15 protein-coding genes and 2 pseudogenes are annotated in these 17,667 nt (G+C 62.3%); 5 read left to right on the top strand and 12 right to left on the bottom strand.

The window, feature by feature from the left end; all coding sequences use genetic code 11:
- Window position 1: 1 nt before the first annotated feature.
- Entirely contained in the window at window positions 2–2,491 is a 2,490-nt protein-coding gene (locus ACZ2HM_RS18425) for a heavy metal translocating P-type ATPase (RefSeq protein ID WP_043152851.1), read from the top strand.
- 431 nt (window positions 2,492–2,922) lie between these two features.
- Window positions 2,923–3,090 (top strand): hypothetical protein, encoded by a 168-nt coding sequence (locus ACZ2HM_RS18420; RefSeq protein WP_156106061.1) that lies wholly within the window; start codon window positions 2,923–2,925, stop codon window positions 3,088–3,090.
- Between the two features lie 43 nt (window positions 3,091–3,133).
- Here the strand turns inward: ACZ2HM_RS18420 and tnpC are convergent, their stop codons facing one another.
- The 12 genes and pseudogenes from tnpC to ACZ2HM_RS18360 all read right to left on the bottom strand — a co-directional run bounded on the left by tnpC (window position 3,134) and on the right by ACZ2HM_RS18360 (window position 14,802).
- Window positions 3,134–4,687, bottom strand: a complete 1,554-nt coding sequence (gene tnpC / locus ACZ2HM_RS18415) for an IS66 family transposase (protein WP_037472588.1) — start codon at window positions 4,685–4,687, stop codon at window positions 3,134–3,136.
- Between the two features lie 60 nt (window positions 4,688–4,747).
- The gene (tnpB, locus tag ACZ2HM_RS18410; RefSeq protein WP_037472586.1) at window positions 4,748–5,095 is read right to left on the bottom strand and encodes an IS66 family insertion sequence element accessory protein TnpB; all 348 of its coding nucleotides are present in this window, start codon (window positions 5,093–5,095) and stop codon (window positions 4,748–4,750) included.
- Entirely contained in the window at window positions 5,092–5,475 is a 384-nt protein-coding gene (tnpA, locus tag ACZ2HM_RS18405; RefSeq protein WP_037472585.1) for an IS66-like element accessory protein TnpA, read from the bottom strand. The genes tnpB and tnpA overlap by 4 nt, the downstream gene beginning before the upstream one ends.
- A gap of 136 nt (window positions 5,476–5,611) precedes the next feature.
- Window positions 5,612–5,731 (bottom strand): annotated as a pseudogene (locus ACZ2HM_RS18400) (IS3 family transposase); the annotation flags it as partial.
- 16 nt (window positions 5,732–5,747) lie between these two features.
- Window positions 5,748–6,806, bottom strand: a complete 1,059-nt coding sequence (locus ACZ2HM_RS18395) for an IS110 family RNA-guided transposase (protein WP_470425396.1) — start codon at window positions 6,804–6,806, stop codon at window positions 5,748–5,750.
- Window positions 6,807–7,001: 195 nt separating this feature from the next.
- Window positions 7,002–7,942 (bottom strand): annotated as a pseudogene (locus ACZ2HM_RS18390) (IS3 family transposase); the annotation flags it as partial.
- A gap of 54 nt (window positions 7,943–7,996) precedes the next feature.
- The gene (locus tag ACZ2HM_RS18385) at window positions 7,997–8,872 is read right to left on the bottom strand and encodes a phospholipase A (protein WP_470427157.1); all 876 of its coding nucleotides are present in this window, start codon (window positions 8,870–8,872) and stop codon (window positions 7,997–7,999) included.
- Window positions 8,869–9,642, bottom strand: coding sequence for an enoyl-ACP reductase FabI (fabI, locus tag ACZ2HM_RS18380; protein ID WP_004207059.1), 774 nt, complete (start codon window positions 9,640–9,642; stop codon window positions 8,869–8,871). Before fabI ends, ACZ2HM_RS18385 begins: the two co-directional genes overlap by 4 nt.
- A complete protein-coding gene (locus tag ACZ2HM_RS18375; protein WP_004207060.1) occupies window positions 9,639–10,832 on the bottom strand; it encodes an acetate/propionate family kinase in 1,194 nt (397 codons plus the stop codon). Before ACZ2HM_RS18375 ends, fabI begins: the two co-directional genes overlap by 4 nt.
- Entirely contained in the window at window positions 10,829–12,253 is a 1,425-nt protein-coding gene (locus ACZ2HM_RS18370; RefSeq protein ID WP_004207061.1) for a bifunctional enoyl-CoA hydratase/phosphate acetyltransferase, read from the bottom strand. Before ACZ2HM_RS18370 ends, ACZ2HM_RS18375 begins: the two co-directional genes overlap by 4 nt.
- 3 nt (window positions 12,254–12,256) lie before the next feature.
- Window positions 12,257–14,008, bottom strand: coding sequence for a PHA/PHB synthase family protein (locus ACZ2HM_RS18365; RefSeq protein WP_004207062.1), 1,752 nt, complete (start codon window positions 14,006–14,008; stop codon window positions 12,257–12,259).
- Between the two features lie 119 nt (window positions 14,009–14,127).
- Window positions 14,128–14,802: a TetR/AcrR family transcriptional regulator gene (locus tag ACZ2HM_RS18360; protein WP_017503672.1), complete on the bottom strand. Its 675-nt coding sequence runs from the start codon at window positions 14,800–14,802 to the stop codon at window positions 14,128–14,130.
- A gap of 531 nt (window positions 14,803–15,333) precedes the next feature.
- On the opposite strand from ACZ2HM_RS18360, the gene ACZ2HM_RS18355 reads away from it, so the two are divergent.
- The 3 genes from ACZ2HM_RS18355 to ACZ2HM_RS18345 are packed head-to-tail and all read left to right on the top strand — an operon-like array spanning window position 15,334 to window position 17,637.
- Window positions 15,334–15,900, top strand: coding sequence for a TetR/AcrR family transcriptional regulator (locus ACZ2HM_RS18355; protein ID WP_004207065.1), 567 nt, complete (start codon window positions 15,334–15,336; stop codon window positions 15,898–15,900).
- A gap of 49 nt (window positions 15,901–15,949) precedes the next feature.
- Complete coding sequence (locus ACZ2HM_RS18350; protein ID WP_004207066.1) at window positions 15,950–16,918, top strand: quinone oxidoreductase family protein; 969 nt, start codon at window positions 15,950–15,952, stop codon at window positions 16,916–16,918.
- Window positions 16,915–17,637: an SDR family oxidoreductase gene (locus ACZ2HM_RS18345; RefSeq protein ID WP_232016162.1), complete on the top strand. Its 723-nt coding sequence runs from the start codon at window positions 16,915–16,917 to the stop codon at window positions 17,635–17,637. The genes ACZ2HM_RS18350 and ACZ2HM_RS18345 overlap by 4 nt, the downstream gene beginning before the upstream one ends.
- The last annotated feature ends 30 nt before the right edge of the window (window positions 17,638–17,667 follow it).

The raw sequence follows: 17,667 nt of genomic DNA, 5'->3' as shown, positions 1-17,667 counted from the left end.
AATGGCCGACGACGATCAGAAGAGCGAACGCGCCGCCGAGGTGACTGGGGCGCACGGCCATCATCACCATCATGAGCCGGACGGCGAAACGCCGTCCGGTCACGTCGACCATGATCCGGTCTGCGGCATGGTGGTCGATCCCGCCAGGACCGCTCACAATGCTGAGTATGAAGGCGAGCGCTACGTCTTCTGCTCGGCCGGCTGCAAGGCGAAGTTCGACGCCGACCCCGTGCATTATGCGGCACTGGCAGCGCATGCTGCACATCACCATGAGGGTGCTGCCGCCCATGGCGATCATTCCCACCATAGCCACACGCATGGACCTGATACCCATGAGCATCACCACGTTGCGGCAGTAACGGCAACCGCAACGGAAGGGACGATCTGGACATGCCCGATGCATCCGGAAATCCGCCGGGATGCGCCGGGTAGTTGCCCGATCTGCGGCATGGCGCTGGAGCCGCTGATCGCGGCGGCGGATGCCGGACCAAGCCCCGAACTCGCCGATATGACCCGACGCTTCTGGATCGGCCTCGTGCTCGCCTTGCCCGTGTTCCTGCTGGAGATGGGCGGTCACCTGATCCCGGCGCTGCACCATTTGGTGCCGATGCGCATCTCGATCTGGATCCAGTTCGCGCTGGCGACGCCGGTGGTCCTGTGGGCCGGATGGCCGTTCTTCGAACGTGGCTGGGCGTCGATCGTCAACCGCAGCCTCAACATGTTCACGCTGATCGCGATGGGCACCGGGGTCGCCTGGGGCTACAGCATCGTCGCGACATTCGCGCCGCAGCTCTACCCGCAGGCTTTCCGAGGCGCCGATGGCACGGTCGCGGTCTACTATGAGGCCGCGGCCGTGATCACCGTGCTGGTGCTGCTCGGTCAGGTCATGGAACTGCGCGCCCGGGAGCAGACCTCCGGCGCAATCCGCGCGCTTCTCAATCTCGCGCCGAAAACCGCCCGGCGGATCGGGCGGAACGATGCTGAAGAGGATATTCCTGTCGAAGCCGTCGTCATCGGTGATCGGCTCAGGGTCCGGCCCGGTGAAACCGTGCCGGTTGACGGCGTGGTCGAGCAGGGTCGCTCATCGATCGATGAATCGATGGTGACCGGCGAATCCATGCCGGTGACGCGTGTAGTCGGCGAAGCGGTCGTAGGAGGTACGCTGAACCAGACCGGCGCGCTCGTCATCCGGGCTGAAAAAGTCGGGCGCGACACCATGCTCGCCCGCATCGTCCAGATGGTCGCGGATGCCCAGCGCTCGCGCGCGCCGATCCAGCGCATGGCTGATCAGGTGTCGGGCTGGTTCGTGCCGGTCGTCATCGCCGTCGCGCTGCTCGCCTTCGCGGCCTGGGGTGTATGGGGGCCGGAGCCGCGGCTGGCGCATGGCCTGATCGCGGCCGTTTCCGTGCTGATCATTGCCTGCCCCTGCGCGCTCGGGCTCGCGACGCCGATGTCGATCATGGTGGGTATCGGCAAGGGGGCGGCCGCCGGCGTTCTGATCAAGAACGCGGAGGCGCTCGAGCGGATGGAGAAGATCGATACTCTGGTGGTCGACAAAACCGGGACGCTTACCGAAGGCAAACCGGCCGTTACCCGGATCGTCGTGGCCCCGCGATTTGTCGAGGAGACCATCCTGCGGCTTGCAGCCGGCGTGGAGAAGGCGTCCGAGCATCCGCTTGCGCGGGCGATCGTGGCGGCTGCCGACGAGCGAAAGATCACCATCCCCGATGTCGCCGACTTCGACTCGCCGACCGGCAAGGGGGCGATCGGTCGTGTCGAGGGCCGGCATGTGGTGCTCGGCAGCACCACCTTCCTCGCCGAACATGGGGTTGATACAGCGCCGCTCGCGGCACAGGCCGATGAGCTACGCCGCGACGGCGCAACCGCCATCTATATCGGCATCGATAAAGCCATCGGCGGCATCTTCGCCATCGCCGACACGATCAAGGCGACCACGCCTGAGGCACTGAAGGCCCTGCATGCGGAAGGCATCCGCATCGTCATGCTGACCGGTGACAATCGCACCACAGCCGAAGCCGTTGCGAGAAAGCTCGGCATCGATGAGGTCGAGGCCGATGTGCTGCCGGACCAGAAAGCCGCGGTCGTCGAGCGCCTGAAGGCGCAGGGCAAGGTGGTGGCGATGGCGGGTGACGGCGTAAATGACGCGCCGGCGCTTGCCGCCGCCGATGTTGGTATCGCCATGGGATCGGGGACCGACGTTGCGATCGAAAGTGCGGGCGTGACGCTGCTCAAGGGCGATCTCACCGGCATTGTCCGCGCGCGACGCCTGTCGCAGGCGACGATGGCCAACATCCGCCAGAACCTCGCCTTCGCGTTCATCTACAATGCGGCAGGCGTACCGATTGCGGCCGGTGCGCTCTATCCCACGTTTGGGCTGCTGCTGTCGCCGATCATCGCTGCTGCCGCGATGGCGCTGTCGTCCGTCAGCGTCATCGGCAATTCGCTGCGGCTCCGGACAGTGAAGGCATGACGGACCAAGGCCCCGACCTTGTGGCGGGGTCTTGCGTGGGGTCTTAGTCGGCGCGCCTGCCGTTGGGGCGGGACCAGATCAGCGAGAAGGTGTCTTCGCCCTCGTTGTCGAAGAGGTTGGCATAGATCAGAGCGCCGATCTTCTCATGATGCCCTCGGCTGTCTGGACTTGTAACGGTTTTGTGCCGGTCACCTATCTCATTATGCCACCTTGGCTTCGAACGCGAGCGGGCTGATGCCGCCTAGATATGAATGGCGGCGACGGGTGTTGTAGAGTAAGCGTGGCCTGCGGACCGCGGTTCAGGGTAAGTGCGGTTTGTAGGCCACATTCTGTCATTTTGGCAGAGAGTGTCTGAGTTTGAAAAATTTACGATGTCGCTCGATCGTTTCTATTCCTTTCGCTATTATGCGGTTGGATTAGGGAGAACATGAGTGACTAATGACGAGTTGAAGGTATTGGTCATCGAGGCCGGGGCGATTTTTGACCAGATCGATGATCTCCCGCTGAATGATGATGGAACCCGCGAATTGCCTCCTGGAATGCTGGATCGTGCCAGAGAAATTGCAGCTATAGCATTCAGTTTGCGGTCACCGACATGATCCTTGGCCGGAGTGGCGTAAGAATCTAGCTTTGGCATCTCCACTAGGCAGCTTGAGCAACGTCTTGGTCGGTCAAGCGCCAGTTCCATGGCATGAGTTCATCCCATTTGGCTGCGGGCCAGTTGCCAGCGATCCTGCCCATGACATCGGCGATATAGGCCTGCGGTTCGAGGCCATTGAGCTTTGCAGTCTCGATGATGGAGTAGATGGCGGCGGCCCGATCACCGCCTGCTTTTGAGCCTGCGAACAACCAGTTTTTGCGGCCAAGGGCCACGCAGCGCATGGCGCGCTCGGCTATGTTATTGTCAATCTCCAGTCGGCCATCGTCGAGGAAGCGCGTCAGCGCGATCCAGCGCTTGCGGCCATAAGCGATCGCCTTGGCCATCTCCGACTTGGGCGCAAGACGGCGCAGGGCATCGTCGAGCGCCTGGCGGAGATCGTCGATCAATGGCTTGGTGCGGTCCTGCCGGCTTCGTCGTCGGATATCGGGCTGATGGCCGCGAACCTCTGCTTCGATCTCATAGAGCTGACCGATACGTTCCAGCAGATCAGTGGTGAGCGGCGTCGGCTTGGTCGCATGAATGTCGAATATCTTGCGCCGGAAATGTGCCCAGCAGGCGACTTCGGTGACGCGGTTGGTGTTGTAGAGCTTGTCATAGCCAGCATAGCCATCGGCCTGCAGATAGCCGGTGAAACTGGCCAGCTGGCGTCGGGGATGCGCGCCGGTGCGGTCGGTGGTGAACTCATACCAGACCAGTGGCGGCGAGGTCGCACCAGAGGCGCGATCATCGACGGCGTAGGCCCAGAGCCTGCCAGTCGCTGTCTTGCCACGTCCTGGATCGAGCATAGGCACCGGCGTATCGTCGGTGTGGATCTTTGAGGCGGTCAGGCCGACCTCGCGGATACGATTGATGATTGGATCGAGCAGCACGGATGCTTGGCCGACCCAGCCTGCCAGCGTCGAGCGGTCGATCTCGATGCCCTGCGCGGCCATGATCTCGGCTTGGCGGTAAAGTGGCAGATGATGGTCGAACTTGGAGACGACGACATGGGCCAGGGTGCCGAAGGTCGCCTTGCCCCGCGCTATCGCCTTTACCGGCGCGGGCGCCTGCACGATCTTCTCGCAGGACCGGCAGCTATACTTGGGGCGGATGGTCCGAATGACGCGCCACTGCACGGGCACGGCATCGAGCATCTCGTCGCTATCCTGCCCCAGCGGCCGCAGCGCGCCGCCGCAGTCGGGACAGGTGCAGTTACCCTGATCGGGCTCGATCCGCTGTTCCTCGCGCGGCAGATGGGCGGGCAGCGCCCGAACCGGTGATGGCCGAATGACGGCTACCGGATCGCCTCGACGCACGGCGGCAACGATGGCCTCGCCTTCGAGTTCTTCAAGGGCCAGCTCAAGCTGGGCAATCTGGGTATCGAGCTTCTCGGACGACTTGCCGAACTGCATCCGCTTGAGGCGTGCAATCTGCACGCGCAGCGTATCAATCAGGATGTCGCGGGCGGAAATATCGGCATGGGCGGCGGCCAATGCGGCTTCGAGCTCGGCGATCCGAGCATCTTTATCAGGAGTGAAAAGGCCTGCGTCCGACACCGCGATTATATAGCAGATTGGTGGTGGCAATGCTAATAGAAGTGCCAGAAAATGGGCGTTTTACCCCGCCAATGAAGGGGTGAAAGTGCGTTCAGGTCGCCGCCAGTCGATGCCTTCCAATAGCATCGAAAGCTGGGCCGCGGTCATGATCACCGACCCCGTCTTGGTCGACGGCCACACGAAGCGCCCCCGGTCCATCCGCTTGGAAAACAGGCACATGCCCTGGCCGTCATACCAGAGCAGCTTCACCAAATCGCCGCGCTTCCCCCGGAAGGCGAACAGCGCACCGGAATGTGGGCTCTGCTCCAGGATCTGCTGCGTCATCACCGCCAGGCCGTCGAAACCCTTACGCATGTCGGTCGCACCGCAGGCCAGGAAGATCCGCGTCGATGGCGGCAGCGGGATCATCGTGTCAGCGCGCCGATCACCCGCGACAGGGCCTCGGCATCGACCGTGGCGTCCACACTCACTTTGATGCCCGACGGCAGCTCGATCCCGATCACGCCGTTGCTGCGCGCCGCAACCGTTGGGGCGGGCAAGGCCGGCTGCTCGCTGATCTGCACCTGCGCAAATACAGGCTCGATCGGCTTGCACACCCCGGTCAACTCGCCTGACATCGCCTGTTGCCGCCATGTGTAGATCGAGCCGCTGCCGACGTCGTGGCGCTCACAGGCTGTCCGCACGCAACCGTCGGGGCCGAATGCATCCCGTAATACGGCCAGCTTCTGTTCCACCGTCCAGCGCCGACGGCCCGACACCCGGCTAACGACCTCGATCCGACTACTCATACGATTACTCGTATGATTAATCGCCCGTTCGCTTGCTGAATCCTCGATCTCGTCCGACACCCGCCACCTCGCTCAAAGAGCGGCAATCATCCCGGCGAATGGGCATTACGCAAGGCGGCCCTCAGGCCCCGCTTACGTTGTAGAAGCCATTGATGTACTGAAAGATGGCGGCTTCTGCCTGACGCCGCGTCGGCCAGCTCTGCCGCCAGATGAGTTCCGCCTTCAGGGATTTGAAGAAGGTCTCGACGGACGCATTGAGGCTCCTATATTTGTCAAGCGCTGGTCAGAGATGCTTTTGGGCGACATAGGTGGGTAAAGATTTCGCGAACGATGTATCGCTTAAGGCAGCGTATAATCTCCCGGTTGCTCTTTCCCTCCATTTTTCGTTTGCTGACATAGGCAAGTGTCGGCGGATGGTTGCGCATCCGAACGATTGCAACCCGATATAGCGCGGCATTGGCTTGCCGGTTTCCACCACGGTTGAGTCGGAAGCGGTTGGTCTTGCCACTTGATGCGGGGATGGGACACACCCCGCAGAGCTTGGCGAGTGCAGCTTCGGAGCGGATTCGGGTGGGATCATCGCCGACCAGTATAAGCATTTCTGCCGCCGTCATCGTCGCGATCCCGTGCGATGCCAGCAACGTTGGTGCGTTGGCCATGACCAGTTGCTCGAGCGCCTTGTCGTGCGACTGAATTTCTTCGTGTAGAGCCAGCCAGCGTTGTGCCAAGGCCCGCAAGGCGGTTTTGGCCGATGCGATCGTCGAGGTCATTGCGCCGGGCCTGAGTGCAGCAATATATCGGATCAGCGCGATTTTTCCGTTTATCTGATCGAGCGTGTCGCGCAGCGCCGCAGGTGCGTTGATGATCAGGGTTTTCAGGGTCACCATGGCCTGCGACCGGCATTTGACTGCTGTGTCGCGTGCGATTTTGAGATGCCGGATCATCTCGACGGATCCTGTTTGCGTTTTGGGTTGGGCGATCGCCTGTCCGCCCAGCACCGACCGTGCGGCGCCTTCAGCGTCGAGGCTATCGCTTTTGCCATGTTGATAGCGCAACTGTCGATTAGGTCTGGTGACCTCGATGACTTTATGGCCCTGGGCCAGAAGATGGCGAGACAGCCCGGCTCCGTATGATCCAGTCCCCTCGATGCCAAAGGCTGTGATGGTGCCCAACGCACACGCCCAGTCCTCGAGCAATTTATAGCCCTTTGTTGTCGCTGGAGCCGAAAAGGCCGTCAATCGGCTGCCGTTGTTATCGATTGCCACGGCAACATGGATGGATTTATGGGTATCGACACCGATAATGACGCCGCTGATGTTGGTATTGGTCATGTCCTGTCCTTCTCTGAACGGTGCCCGGGCACCGTTCAGAGAAGGACAGGACTGTGAAGGGGCAAACCCGTCAGGCTCCTATCAAGTCACATCTCGCCCGTTGCCAGGGCGACTTGATGGCCGACACGTCAACGCAATGACACGGGGTCAATCGTAGCATGGGTCAGACCATCAAGCCGCAGCAACATAATCACAGTCGTAGCAATTTCCCTTGCCGCTCATTGATGGACGCAGGCCATAGGCCTGCAGCTTTTTCTGATAGTCGTAGGAGCAATATTGGCTACCGCGATCCGAATGGAAAAGGCAGCCCTCGGGAGGCTGGCGCAGGCGCACCGCCATATCCAGCGCCCTGATCGCCAGGTCTTTCTTCATCCTGTCGCTGACTGCCCAGCCTACGACGCGACGGCTATGCAGATCGAGAATGACGGCAAGGTAGAGCCAGCCTTCGGACGTCCAGATATAGGTGATGTCGCCGGCCCATTTACGGTTGGGCGCATCTGCGGCAAAATCGCCGTCCAGCCAGTTCGCTGCGACACCCAGGCGATGGTGGCTGTCAGTCGTAACCTTGTGCTTGCGCGTGCGGACTGGCTTGATCCCGTTGATCTTCATCAGCCGCCCGACCCGGCGCTCGCCAACATCGAGCCCTACCTCCTTCAACTCCATCGTCATGCGAGGACGGCCGTAGCTGCCAAGGCTCAGCCTGTACTGTTCCCGGATATGGGCCAGCACTTTCATATCTGTCCGCTCCCGCCTGCTGATCGGGCGCGAGCGCCAGGAACGATAGCCGCGTTCACTGACATCCATGACACGGCAGAGCAGTTCAACGGGCCACCGGTGCCGCCAGCTATGCACAAATGCGAACTTCACGGCCTTTGGCTCGCGAAGAACTGCGTGGCCTTTTTTAGCACTTCCCTCTCCTCCCGCAGCACACGGTTCTCAAGGCGAAGGCGTTCATTCTCACGCGCCAGATCTGCCTGCGGCGCTGAAACCAGATCACTGGGCCGATACTGCGATACCCACTTGCCCAGCGTCGACTTCCCTATCCCCAAATCCGATGCAACCCGATCGCGCGGCAACCCGCTGGTCAGCGCGATCCGTACCGCCTCTTGCTTGAACTCTTCTGTATGCTTGATCATCTCGTCGGTCTCCTGTTGCGAGCTCTAATCGCTCAGGTGACCGGCGCAAAACCGTTACAAGTCCATGTTGAGGCTGCGCGAGGCTGCGCCATCGCGTCCATTGGACTCATGGCGAAGGCCGATCTGGCCGCTGATCGTGGCCTTATCTGACACGGGCAGGGCAGGCGAGAGATAGAAGAGCTCGGGTTGATAATCGATATTGCGGAAGGGCGAGGATTTCGCCGCCACGTCCCAGAACATGCGCTGGGTATAGGCGAAATAGAGGCCGTCGATCAGCGAGGGAGAGCGGTCCATCCGCGCTCGACTTCCGAACAGCTGATATTTGAAACTGATCTGGATGCGTGCGTCTGTGTTGGTGCCGGGGCCATAGACCGCATAGATCGGTTCGTAGACCGAGAGATTGGGGATGAAAGCATTGCCCCGGGTTCGGTCTGTCGGCGATGGTGTGACGGAGTCTGGCGATATCTGCGGAGAGGTCGGAGGCGTGAGCGAGGGCGCGGCAGTCAGGGCGACCGGGGCAGAGCGGTCGGCCTCAGGATCGACGCCGATCGTCAGGAGGATTTGCTGCGTTGACCAGGAGGGAATGGACAAGGCCGCGCCGTCCATGACGTCCTGAAAGTCGATCCGGTAGCGCGCCGCCGCAAAGCCATTGGCCCGGATCGTCAGAACCGCAGCCTGTTTTTCGCCTCGTTGCAGCCAGACCTTTCGATACGTGCCGTTGCTGACCAGATCGGCCGCAACCTCGTCGGGAAGGCGAACCTCCTGCGCGGCCGCCCCGGCATTGAGAACGCGCACATCGACAAGGATATGTCCGCTCTGATCGCGGTTGCCTGCGCGCTGGACGACATACTCCAGAGCAGCTTGCGCGTGCGCCTGCGACGCCAGTACGGCGCTGGCTGCGAGGGCAAGAGGGGCAGCCCGAACGATCACGCGAAAAGATGCTGCCCGTTATCGACCGGAATGATCGTGCCGGTGATCCGCTTCGCGGCATCGCTGACGAGGAAGGCGGCCAGCGCGCCGACGTCGCTTACGTCAACCAATTTTCCTGCGGGAACCTGCGCGGCAGCCCGATCGAGCAATTCGTCGAACCGGTCGATTCCGCTTGCGGCGCGGGTGGCAATCGGCCCTGGTGAAATAGCGTGTGCCCGAATGGCTTTGGCGCCCAGTTCCGCGGCGACATAGCGCGTTGCGCTTTCCAGGGCCGCCTTGACGGGACCCATCAGGTTATAGTGTTCGACCACCCGCTCCGAACCATAGAAGGTCACGCAAAGCAGGCATCCGCCCGTTGCCATCAGCGGTTCGGCGAGCTTCGCCATGCGAAGGAAACTGTGGCAGGACACGTCCATCGCCGTCGAGAAGCCTTGCGCACTGCTGTCGACCACCCGACCGTGGAGATCCTCCTTCGGCGCGAAGGCGATCGAGTGCAGCAGGAAATCGAGGCCACCCCAGCGTTCTTGCACCTGGCCGAAAAGCGCCTCGAGTTCGCCGGGGATGCGTACATCGCACGGCGCAGTCCATTCGACGCCGAGCTGGTCGACGACAGGCTGGACCCAGTCCTTTGCCTTTTCGTTGAGATAGGTGGCGGCAAGCCGGGCGCCGCACCGGGCAAATGCCTCCGCGCATCCTGCCGCGATGCTATGTTCGTTTGCGATCCCGATGACGAGGCCGCGCTTGCCGGTCAGATCTACAAGCGGTGTCATTGGGCGGTCTCCTGCAGCAGGCTGAGCGTGTGAATTGCGATCATGCGTTCCTCGTCGGTGGGGATGACGAGGGCCTTGATCCGGCTCTCGGGGGCGCTGATCAGCGTCTCACCTGCAGCATTGGCGCGATCATCGATCTCAAGGCCCAGCCATTGGAGCCGGCGACCAATAAGACTGCGCATGCCCGCGTCATTTTCGCCGATGCCAGCAGTAAAGATGATCCCGTCCACACCCTCCAGCGAAGCGGCAAGGGCGCCGGTGTCACGGGCTACCCGCCAGGCGAAGAGATCAATCGCTTCTTTCGCTTCGGGTGCGTCGCTCGCGGCAAGCGTGCGCATGTCGCTGGAAATGCCCGACACGCCCAGAAGGCCCGATTGCCTGTAAAGCATATCCTCTATCGTCTTGGCGCCCATGCCCATCTGCGTCATGAGATGCAGCACGACACCGGGGTCGAGACTGCCCGAGCGGGAGCCCATCATCAAACCGTCGAGCGCGGTGAACCCCATGGTCGTGTCGACGCTTTGCCCCGCCGCCATGGCGCAAAGGCTCGCGCCATTGCCCAGATGTGCGGCGATGACCTTGCCCGAGGCCAGCGCCGGGTCGATCGCGGCGAGGCGCCGGGCGATATATTCATAGGAAAGGCCGTGAAAACCGTAGCGACGGATGCCCTGGTCGTGAAGCGCACGGGGGATTGCGAAACGAGAGGCGAGGGCTGGCTTGTCATGATGGAAAGCGGTGTCGAAGCAGGCGACCTGAGGCAGGTCGGGATCAAGCTTGGTGATCGCCCGGACGGCAGCCAGGTTATGGGGCTGATGCAGGGGCGCCAGCGGACAAAGTGCTTCCAGCTTGTCGATCAATTCAGAATCGATGCGCCGCGGGACGGAAAATTCTGTGCCGCCATGGACGATGCGGTGTCCGATGGCGGCGATCTCATAGCCTTCAAGTGGATGCTGCATCGCCCAGGAAAAAAGATCGGCCAGCAAGTCGGCGTGGGTAAGGCCTGCGCCATCCGGCCAGGTGCGATCGAGCAGGATCGTACCGTCCGTCCTTCGGGCCTTCAGCGCTGGCACTATCCCGATTTTCTCGATCTTTCCGCCGGCCGCGAGTTGGAGGCTGCCTCCCGGCTCCATGGCGAAGAGAGAGAATTTGATGCTCGACGAGCCGGAATTGAGGCTGACGACCGCCTTCATGCACTCTTGCCCCCGGGCAATCCAGGGGCTGCCGGCGTCACGGCGCGCGCCATCAGCACCGCCACTGCGCAGGACGCGAGACGCGTGCGCAGGCTGTCGGCACGGCTCGTCAGGATGATCGGCACGCGCGCGCCAAGCACGATACCGGCCGCGTCGGCGCCGCCCAGGAATGTGAGCTGCTTGGCCAGCATGTTCCCGGCTTCGAGGTTGGGCACGACCAGAATTTCCGCATGGCCCGCAACTTCGGAAACGATACCCTTTTCCCTGGCCGCGGCCTCGCTGACCGCATTGTCGAAGGCGAGGGGTCCATCGAGAATGCCGCCGCTGATCTGCCCGCGATCCGCCATCTTGCAGAGCGCCGCCGCATCCAGCGTCGAAGGCATTGCCGGGTTGACGGTTTCGACCGCAGCGAGGATCGCGACTTTGGGCGCCTCCATGCCGATCACATGCGCGAGATCGATGGCGTTGCGGATGATGTCGGCCTTTTCCTCGAGGGAGGGGGCGATGTTGATAGCGGCATCGGTAATGATGAGCGGTGTCGGCCGGCCAGGCACGTCCATGACATAGGCATGGCTGATCCGTCGTTCGGTGCGAAGGCCTGTAGCGGAAGAGACTACCGCGCCCATCAGTTCATCCGTGTGCAGTGATCCCTTCATGACGAGCTGCGCTTCGCCCGTGCGCACCAGTTCCACCGCCTTGGCCGCTGCGGCATGACTGTGCGCCACCGGCACGATCCGGAAACCGTCGATCGCGCGCGAGGCCGCAGTGGCTGCGGCCTTGATCTTCGCATCGGGCCCGATGAGGATCGGGGCGATCAATCCGGCTTGCGCCGCATCGAGCGCCGCAGTGATGGCGGCTTCGCTGCAAGGATGCACGATCGCCGTCGGGACCGGATCGCTACCACCGGCAAGCTCCATCAGCCGGCGATATTTGTCATGATCGTTGAGGCGAACGTCCGGCAGCTCCGCGCGCGGGCGCAGCACCTTTTCGCCGGGCGCGATCACCTGGGCCTGGCCAGTGATGACATCCTCGCCATGCTGGTTGGCGCAGCGGCAGTCGAGGATCAGGATTTTCTTCTCCGCACGCTTCTCGACGACGGTGACCGAGGCGGTGATCGTGTCGCCCGGTGCGACGGGGCGGCGGAAGCGCAACGACTGGTCCAGATAGATGGTGCCAGGACCGGGTAGTTGCGTTCCGAGGACGGCGGAGATGAGGCCGCCGCCCCACATGCCGTGGGCAATGACGTGGCGGAACATGTCGGTCGCGGCATATTGCGCGTCGAGGTGAGCCGGATTGACGTCGCCAGACACCAGGGCGAAAAGCTGAATGTCTTCCGGCTCGAGCGTTCGTGTGACCGATGCGGTGTCGCCAACTTCGATTTCATCGAAGGTGCGGTTTTCGATCATCGCTGGACCGGCCATCGCTCAACGCTCCTTCACATAGTGGCCAGGTGCCGGATAGAGCGCGGGATATCCCTTGTCGGGCGATCCCATCGGGGGAGGCGGGACGGGCTCGCTCGAATGGTCGACCAGCCATTCGCCCCAGGCGGTCCACCAGCTTCCCTCATGCGGCTCGGCGCGCGTAAGCCATTCCTCCGCGTCGAGCACGGGGCCGTCTTCCACACGATCGAGCACGCTGTAGCGACGCCCCCTGTGGCCCGGCTCCGATACAATGCCGGCATTGTGACCGCCGCTTGTCAGCACGAAGCGGATGGAGGCCGGGGAGAGCATGTGGATCTTGTGGACCGACTTCCACGGCGCGACATGGTCGCGTTCGGTTCCTACGATGAACATCGGTTTGCGCAGCGCCGACAGGGAAATAGCCCGGCCGTCGACCTTGTATTTGCCTTCGGCCAGATCATCATCGAGAAACAGACGGCGCAGATACTGGCTGTGCATGGCATAAGGCATGCGCGTGCCGTCGGCGTTCCACGCCATGAGATCGTTCATGGGCGCACGCTCGCCCATCAGATATTCGGTGAGGATCCGCGACCAGACGAGATCGTTCGAACGCAGAATCTCGAACGCACCGCCCATCTGGCTGCTGTCGAGATAGCCCCGGCTCCACATCATGTTCTCGAGCAGATTGAGCTGGGACTCATCGATGAAAAGGCCAAGTTCTCCGGGTTCGCTGAACTCGGTCTGGGCCGCGAGCAGGGTGACGCTCGCCAGCCTGTCGTCGCCATCGCGCGCCATTGCGGCTGCGGCGATGGACAGCAATGTGCCCCCGAGACAATAACCCAGCGCGTGGATATGCGCGTCGCCGCAGATCGCGTGGATGGCATCGATCGCTGCCATCGCGCCCAGCCGTCGATAGGCGTCCATGTCGAGGTTGCGGTCGGCGCTGCCCGGATTGTGCCAGGAGATGGCGAAGACCGTGTAACCCTGGCCCACCAGCCAGCGGACCAGCGAATTGTCCGGCGAAAGATCGAGAATATAATATTTCATGATCCAGGCGGGCACGATCAGCACCGGCTCCGGATGGACCATCCCGCTCGTCGGTTCATACTGGATCAGTTCGATCAGTTCGTTGCGATAGACGACCTTTCCTGGCGTCGCGGCAACAGTCTCGCCAACCGGGAACGCCTCAACTCCCGCCGGTGATTCCCCTCGTGCAAGGCGGCTCATGTCCTCGAAAAGATGCTCGATGCCGTCGATGAGGCAGCGCCCGCCTGTTTCGACGATCCGCTTCTGGAGCACGGGATTCGCCGCGATAATGTTCGTCGGCGCGACGATGTCGAGGATTTGGCGGGCCGCGAACGCAACCATGTCTTCATGATGACGGTCCACGCCCTTTATGCCCGTCGTGGCGGCGTGCCACCATTGCTGGGTCAGCAGAAATGCCTGCACGAGAAGATCATAGGGCTGTTCCCGCCAGGCAGGGTCGTCGAAGCGGCGGTCCTGGGGCAGCGGCTCGATTGCGGGAAGGGTGTCGGGATCGCCGGCGCGCCGGGCTGCATAATCAGCCAGTCGCATATATTTGCGACCCAGCTTGGTAGCCAGTTGCAACTGCCTGCCCGGAGAGATGGCGAGATGGAGCGCCCAGTCCGACCATGCCTGAACAAGCGTTGCGGGAGACAGGCCATGCGTTGCCTGAGCCACCATCGCAGCCGCTGCGTGATCGAGCGTCTCGGCGAGGCCGTCGAGGGGGTCGGTTTGGTGTTCATCGATCGACATGCTCAATCTCCTGCGGCGGCAGAGCGGCAATGCCTGCGAGCAGGCGAGTCCCTCTGCTGTGTTTCTTTGCGCAGGCGCTCGGCAGCCTGCAGAAAGGTTAAGTACCTCCCCTTTGAGGTTCACCGCGGCGGAGCGCATGGCTCGCCGTGGAGCAAAGTCTCGACGATGGTCTCTGCGATGAGAATTCGGGCGGCGTCCTCAGGGATCTCGGGAGCAAGCGATCGCAGGACAGTAGGAAAGCTGGCGGGTTGATTGGCAGCGGCGCTCAGCAACGCGAAAAAGAGCGCAGGGTGACTGGCCCTGATTATGCCCTGAGCGATTCCGGCCTCGTAAAGCGTCCGACAACTTTCATAGGCAGGATGGATCAGTTGTTCCGTAACCAATGTCGACCGCTCAGACCTATCCGCTGCGTGCCGAACGACAAAATCCCTCACATAGGGATGGTCCGAATAAAAATAGATTATGCGCGTAATCGCGTCGCAAAGTCGGTCATGAACCGAACGGCTATCGTCTGAGGCAATCTTGGAAATTTCCGCGATTATTCCGGTCGTGCTCTGTGTTATCGCTTCCAGGCAGGCTTTCCAGAGTTGAGCTTTGCTTCCGAAATGCACGCGGATGAGGTTTTGACTGACGCCAGCGGCCGATGCGATTCCTCTCAGATCTGCGCGCTCGAACCCGTCATGCGAAAATGCGCAGATGGCAGCCGCCAGCAATTCCTGTCTGCCACCAACCATATCCTTCTGCCTGCGGCCTCGGGGCGACGGGAGAGGATGAATGGCGACCTCTGTCGGCATGTAGACTCCATGATATGTTCAATTGAACATATATTATGGGTTGCACTTGCACAATGCCTGTTCGGCCGAAAAATCGAACGATCAGCAGAGGATGGGCGAAGCGCCTCTGAAAATACGGCAGTCCCGCTGGTGAGTGATCGCGACGCCTGGCGTCGATCAGACACCTTTACCACGCAGTGCTCGCTCCCATCACAACCGGGCCGCCGGGGCGACGAGTTCATAACCGAACTGCAGCGCCTCGCGGCTCCGCATTGAGCGCGATCTCAAGAATATGGAACAGAGTGGAGAGGCTGCGGAAGCTGAAGCCCGCACGCCCCGAGCTTCGCCTCGCTCGAAGAGGTAACGCAGCGGCCGAGGTCATCGGGCTATCCGTTCATCCTCGCGGCGACCGGGCGAACCCAAGCCCAGCGAAACTAGCCGACTCTCGTCCGTCTCGGGAGGCGCCACGGTCGCTGCTTCCCGCTGAGGGTGTCGCACGGAAACCGAGTATCCATACTTGAACGATCGTTCCCGAATCGCTATACATGACCTATGGCAAGACCTCGGGAATTCGACACGGATGCTGCCCTGGACGGTGCGATCACCGTGTTCAGCGAGCATGGATATGAGGGCAGTTCGGCGCAGATGCTCGTGGACGCCATGGGCATTGGGCGGCAGAGCCTCTACGCGGCCTTCGGCGACAAGTGGCAGCTCTATTGCGCGGCGGTGCGGCGCTACGGCATGGGCGAATGCGCGGCGCATTTCGAGGCGCTTCGCAGCGGCGCGCGCGCCATTGACGGGATCGGGGCCATGCTGCGGCGCGTCGTGGAGACAGCAGCCACGCCCTGTCTCGGCGTCGGCTCGACCTGTGAGTTCGGCGCATCGCGGCCGGACCTTGTCGATATCCATGCAGCACTGGGCAGGACATTGCACATGGCCATCGCCTCGCGCATGCGCGACGCGCAGCGTGAGGGCGATGTTGCAGCCAGCCTCGATCCCGAGGCTCTCGCGCAATTCCTGATCGCCAATATCGCCGGGATCCGCGTCGCCGGGCGTGGCGGCGCCGACCGATCAACCCTGGCTGCCCTGCAGGAGATGGTCATGCGCGCGCTGCGCTGACCCCTTTTTTGACCAATTACTGAACGATCATTCAAGATAGGAGAAAGACATGCGAGCAGTGGTGATGACCGCGACCGGTGGCCGCGAGGTGCTGGAGCAGATCGAGCGACCGGAGCCTGTCGCCGGGCCGGGCGAGGCGCTGGTCGAGATCGCGGTTGCCGGGGTCAACTTCATGGATATCGGCGTGCGTCAGGGGATTGCCTGGACTGACATGCCCAATCCCAAGATCCTGGGCGTCGAAGGCGTCGGTCGAGTTCTGGCAGTCGGCGAAGGCGTCGAGGCTGTTCAGCCCGGCCAGCGTGTCGCCTGGGTCTATGCGCCCGGCAGTTATGCTGAGCGGGTCGCGATCCCGGCAACGTCGCTGGTGCCGGTTCCCGATGCGGTCGACGATCGAACGGCGGCCTCGATCATGATGCAGGGGCTGACCGCCAGCCATTTCGCGACCGACTTCTATCCGGTCCTGCCCGGTGATATCGCCTTCGTTCACGCTGCGGCAGGAGGTCTTGGCCTGCTCCTGACCCAGATCATCAAGTTGCGCGGCGGCCAGGTGATCGGTCGGGTCTCATCTGAAGAAAAGGTCGCCACCGCCCGGGAGGCGGGCGCCGACCACGTCATTGTCGATACGGAAGGGCGATTTGCCGAAGAGGCCCTGCGCCTGACCGATGGAGAGGGCGTCCATGTCGTCTATGATGGATCGGGACCGACAACGTTTCAGGGTTCACTCGACGTCCTGCGCCGGTCGGGCACCTTCTGCTGGTATGGCCCGGTGCTGGGTGGGCCAGGGCCACTCGATATCATGAGCCTGCCCAGGAGCATCAAGATCGGCTACGCCGTCTTCTTCGACCATATCCATACCCCGGAACTGCTTCGCAAGCATGCCGCGCAGCTCTTCCAGTGGGTCGCGGACGGCAGGCTCAAGGTCCGGATCGGCGGCGAATATGCCCTTGCGGATGCGGCGAAGGCCCACGCGGATATGGAGAGCCGCAGGACCACCGGAAAGTTGGTGCTGATCCCGTGAGCGCTCGGGTCGCCATGGTGTTCGGGGGATCGCGTGGCATTGGCGCCGCCATCGCAAACCGGCTCGCCGGAGATGGTTTCGATCTGGCGCTGACCTATGTCTCGCAACCTGATCGCGCCGCTGAGGTTGTCCAAGCGATCAACGGCCTGGGACGCAGCGCCATCGCGATTCAGGCTGATAGCGCCGATGCCGATGCTATCACCGCATCAGTGGCGCATGCGGTCGATCGGTTGGGCATGCTCGACGTCGTGGTTGTCAATGCCGGCGTCCTTCGCCGCGCGACAATCGAGGCGTTCACGCTCGAGGATCTCGACCTGATGCTCGACGTCAACGTGCGCGGCGTCTTCCTCGCCATCCAGGCTTCGACCGCGCGGATGCGCGATGGCGGGCGCGTGATCACGATCGGCAGCAACACCGCTATTCGAACTGGCTCGCAGGGCAGCAGCGTCTACGCCATGACCAAGGCCGCCGTCGCGACCATGGTCAAGGGCGTCGCTCTCGACCTCGCGCCCCGGCGTATCACGGTCAACAACATCCAGCCGGGACCGATCGAAACCGATCTGACGGCTGCGATGGTTCCGCGCCTGCGCGACCTCATTCCACTTGGGCGGGTCGGCAAAGCGGAGGAGGTCGCGTCGCTCGTTTCCTATCTGATTAGCCCGGCGGCTGGTTACATGACGGGTGCCAGTCTGACGATCGATGGCGGGTATGTGCTCTAGCGATCGCCACGAAATACTGCAGTTCGGTCG

It is taken from the genome of Sphingobium sp. KKT206 (assembly GCF_055640555.1).
This window is presented reverse-complemented; position numbering and strand designations above follow the sequence as displayed.